The organism is Marinovum sp. 2_MG-2023 (assembly GCF_030548265.1).
Lineage (GTDB): Bacteria > Pseudomonadota > Alphaproteobacteria > Rhodobacterales > Rhodobacteraceae > Marinovum.
The window spans coordinates 1-4,123 of the sequence record NZ_JAUOSD010000060.1 but is presented as its reverse complement, the minus strand read 5'-3'; the positions used below and the strand labels follow the sequence as shown (position 1 = coordinate 4,123).

5 protein-coding genes are annotated in these 4,123 nt (G+C 52.3%); all 5 read right to left on the bottom strand.

Going from position 1 to position 4,123, the window contains the following annotated elements:
• Nucleotides 1-203: hypothetical protein (locus Q4577_RS23515; protein WP_303473321.1), on the bottom strand; the 203-nt coding region annotated here is incomplete at its 3' end.
• A 194-nt stretch (nt 204-397) separates the two neighbouring features.
• Nucleotides 398-2,251, bottom strand: coding sequence for a hypothetical protein (locus Q4577_RS23510; protein WP_303473323.1), 1,854 nt, complete (start codon nt 2,249-2,251; stop codon nt 398-400).
• A complete protein-coding gene (locus Q4577_RS23505) occupies nt 2,248-2,739 on the bottom strand; it encodes an ABC-three component system middle component 2 (RefSeq protein WP_303473326.1) in 492 nt (163 codons plus the stop codon). The genes Q4577_RS23510 and Q4577_RS23505 overlap by 4 nt, the downstream gene beginning before the upstream one ends.
• Nucleotides 2,727-3,815 (bottom strand): ABC-three component system protein, encoded by a 1,089-nt coding sequence (locus tag Q4577_RS23500; protein WP_303473328.1) that lies wholly within the window; start codon nt 3,813-3,815, stop codon nt 2,727-2,729. Before Q4577_RS23500 ends, Q4577_RS23505 begins: the two co-directional genes overlap by 13 nt.
• Before the next feature lie 105 nt (nt 3,816-3,920).
• A partial coding sequence (locus Q4577_RS23495) for a hypothetical protein (RefSeq protein WP_303473330.1) occupies nt 3,921-4,123 on the bottom strand: 203 nt, incomplete at its 5' end.

The window sequence follows — 4,123 nt, the reverse complement described above, 5'->3', positions numbered from 1 at the left end:
TGAAGACTCCGCGCCCGGCGCGCTTGCGTCAGACGCGGAAGCCGAATACCCAGATTCAACCTGCAGACTCTCATTATAAATGAGGGACCAGCAGGGGGCAGGTCACGGTCGATGGACCGAAGAAGGTGATCCTGAGGGACATGATCTTCCAGCGAGAACTCGTAGAACAGCGACGGCTGCGCCGCCTGCCTTGGTCCCATCATCGCAAATCCTCCCGCCCAATGCGGGAATTGAATCAGTAGTTCAGGCCGCAATCAAGGAGGAGTTTTTCAACAAAATACGCCCCCAGTGACAATCGACGCTCACGGCCCGAAGCCGACATTTCGCGTGGTCATTGGCTGCTGCGCTGCAGCCCGTCAGAAAGGACATTCGCTGCACGTGCGAATGCGTAAGTGGATTAGACTTGGAACAGTCCAAATCGACCTTCAGCTTCCATCCCAGAAAAGTGTTCAACGCGGTTCCCAAGCTCAACATCCGAAGGTGGGTCTGCGTTCTCAATGATGATTACCTGCCGATCTCCCTTCAACTGAAGAAGGAAGCGATAAAAGTTCCCGTTCAGATCACTCCTGGACAGGTCGTCTTCTGGCCCTTCTGGCTCTTTGTAAGACAGCAACGGCGAGTCCAAAATGACAAACCCCGGATGGGGCGAGTCCTTACCCGCACAATACTCCATCAGCGAAATTGAAAAGGCAGCCTGAGTGATCGCACGCAGGCCTTTACCATACGATACGCGCGGCTTTCCTGAGATGACCAGGTCCTTGGCTTGAAGGTCAAAATGTACTCGGTCTGCGCCGGGGAAGCCCCAGTCTTGAAGCGTCCTACGCACGAGTTTGGAAAACGGCGACACCATAGTGTCCGTTAGAGTGGTAACCGGCGTTTCGCTCGATTCTGACACTTGGGAATTTGCGTTTTCAAGGCGCGTCTTACGGTCCAACAGGTCGCTTTTCGTGTCGAGTAGACCAAGCGCCTCACGTACATCGGCTCCCTTGTCTGCAAGATCTTTATAGGACGTTCTGAGCTTTCGCAGATCAGGTGCAATCACAGTCTGCAGTTCAGTGTTCTTTTCCTTCAAGTTATCTTCGATCTGGGGAAGCGCACGCTCCAACTTATTTCTCTCTTTGACCAAGGCGTCGATTGTCTCTGAAAGCTCTTCCGCTCGACGTTCGATTTTCTCGATTTCTGAATCTGCAGCGGCGGTCACTCGCGCCACGTCGTTGTCGCACGTGGCGCCGTATTTGTGGTGCTCTGCGTCTGCTCCACAGAGTGGGCAAACGTCAGCATCAATGGTAGCAATAATGCTGCCTGCCTCACGGATACTCATCAGGCGTTCCATGTCAGAGTGATAGTGCTCACGCAGCAGCTTGAAGCGTTCAAGAAGCGTTACAACTTCGGTGTAGCGATTACGGTTCTCTTCCCTGCGCTTCATGAGGTTCCGCCGGTCAGAAGACACGCGCCGATAGTAGTCTTCTGTCACCGCAAGCTGGTTTGATCGGGCATCCATGGCGGCGTTCAAGCGTTTTTCCTGACTGGTCAGATCATCTTTTGAACCGCTGATCTCTTTGATTTTGCGCTCGGTCTCGCTGATCAGTTGGTCCAATAACTCCAACTGAGCTTCGCGCTTTTGTTCTTCCGGTGACTTTTTCTGGCTTGCGACCAGCGCGGAATCATCGACGCCAGTCAAAAGCAGTCGGAATACCGATGTATTGGCGGTGTCGGCTGTGTAGTTCCCGTCGGAAAGTGGCGAGCGCTTTTGAATAATCTCTTCTTCGTTGACGATGCATAAGCGCGCCAGATTTCTGAAGCTGAGATTTTGCGTCTCGTCTTTCGCATTTTTTCTGATCTTCTTGTCTGTGAGGCCAATTTTTCCCAACAAAAACGCCGACAGATTGTCAGAGTCTCTTGAACTATGCGTTTCGCTGAGAACCTGGCCCTCAGTTTCGGGTAGTTCATCAGAAAACGCGCCTTCAAAAACCTCAAAGCTGCCACCATCCATGCTGCGTCGAGCTGTGATGATATCGGATGCCGAAAACTGAAGGGCCAAAAGGATCTGGTCATAGCCCACAGCCTGAGGGATATCTTTAAGTGGCCCCTTCGCGCCGAACATGTAGTCAATGGCTTCAACGATGAACGATTTCCCAGTGTCAGACGCCCCATAGATGACGTTCAACCCATCTTGAAAACGAACGACCGCGGGCTTTTTGTCAGGCCCATGGAAAGCAAGGCTCTTGATTTGAAGGCCAGAGTATTTCATTCGACGCCCGCGTTCTCATCCTGGAACTCAGCCACCCAGTCATCCAACAGGTCATTCATTAGGCTTTCAAAGGCTTCGTCGTCGTAGGCCGTAAAGTAGTCGGCAATCCATCTTGCGCGGAACAACATCTGTTGCGCGTATGACGTGCTCAGAGCGTCAACAAAGAACGAAGAATACTCCCCTGCACGATAGTAGATGCCCTGTTCGGTGATCGTGCGCTCCACCAACTCACGAGACATCATCAGGTCGAGGGCGGCGTACACCGCCTTGCGGCGCACCTGCGTGACGGGCGTCATGATAGGCGTTGACGGGTGAAGATCAGGCGGCCCGTCGAGAAGGCTTGTCCGCACAATGAGGTAGTCTAGCGCCGTGAGCCGCTGAATATCCAGCTCATTGGGAAAACATGCATGTAGGCAAACGACAGCACGCATCCCAGTTTCAACTGGGCCGTTGAATGGTGCAATCTTTCGGTCCGCTACTGCTTCCATACCAATTTACCGTCATTAGCAAGCTGGTGACAAACGCCCCTACGTGCTGTGGGTAGCGCCACCTTGTTCAGCGGGTGTGCGTCCAATGCAAGGCTTTGCGCTTTGTCAGTAACGGCCAAGACCCGTTCGAAGCCGTCTTTATGAGGCCTATCGCTGGTGTCTACAACCCCGCCATACATTTCATCTTGCAAAGACTCAAACGTGCCGGGTTCCGTTTTGTCGCGAACGAATACACGTAGCCCCTCGGCGTCGAAAAAGGCCTCTCTTGACCTCTTGAGATGGTCATTGAGCGGACGCCATTTGGGCAGATCACTGACTCGAAGAGCTTCGACGCCTTTGTGCTCAGCATAGGCTTCTAGCAGGCAGTCCACATACGTTTTTTCGTCTTCCGCGACCTCTTCAGGTGGCTTTTCTGGTTTCGGTCGCGGTGGCAGGCCGCCGCCGAACCGTGCATTGAAAAACAGAGTTTTCGTTCTGTACTGTTCCAACGTCCAACGCGTTGAGGGAATTCTGAAAATTCGAAAATCGAACCCTTCCACGTATCTCAGGAAATTTCCCGACAACGCAACCCTCTGAGTGTCGGTGATTTTGCCTGATATCATTTTATTCCATTCCTCAATGACCTTGGCCTTAAGATTTGGAGCATGGTTCACCAGGAGCGACAGTGTGGTCGAGGCGCCTTTTGGGGAAATATAATAGCAATACCTAGGTGCGGTGTAGACACCCGAAAATGAGTACCAGAGTATCTTCCCGATTTCTGGTGAAACGTCGCCAAAACTAAGCGGCTTTCGTTGATAGCATTTGCACTGATAATTGTCCCATTCTCCTGCCAATCGATCGTTGTCGCAAAAGCCAGCAACGTCAATGCCCTTGTCACCTGCACCGGTTGCGCGCTCAACGTCGATGTAATCGTCTTTTAGGGAGTGCACCCATTCATGAGTAAAATCTTCCCACTGGTCAGCATCGTAAGTGGCCACGATTTGAATTGGGTCAAGCTTCGGGGCATTTTCGAATTCGATCGCAGATTGGACGGTGTCAGTCGCGACTTCTTTACATGCCGGTTCAAATTCAACCATGCGAGGATCTGGCTCTAAATGTTGCAACACAAGCTCTTGTTCGACACCATATCAAGTACCACGCCTGTCGTAACCCTCTATCGGTAGATGCCCGCGCCCTGGAATTTACAGGACCGCAAGTTGATAGAGCGAAGCTGAGAAGCCCCGTTGGTCTCCTTGGAAGTTCCGATTTCGATACTCGATTGCATTCTTGTCGCAGGCGCAGCGAAGGTCCGGTTCCCGCCGATTCTGTTGAAAAACTGACGTTTGCGAATGCAGAACTGGGACTTCCAAATTCGGCGCAAGCGCCTTTGAGGTCAGGCTTTTCG

Bases quoted from the DNA above. Each gene is read 5' to 3' on its own strand.
- Q4577_RS23510 (WP_303473323.1), bottom strand. From the start codon at position 2,251: ATGAAATACTCTGGCCTTCAAATCAAGAGCCTTGCTTTCCATGGGCCT.
- Q4577_RS23500 (WP_303473328.1), bottom strand. From the start codon at position 3,815: ATGGTTGAATTTGAACCGGCATGTAAAGAAGTCGCGACTGACACCGTC.
- Q4577_RS23505 (WP_303473326.1), bottom strand. From the start codon at position 2,739: ATGGAAGCAGTAGCGGACCGAAAGATTGCACCATTCAACGGCCCAGTT.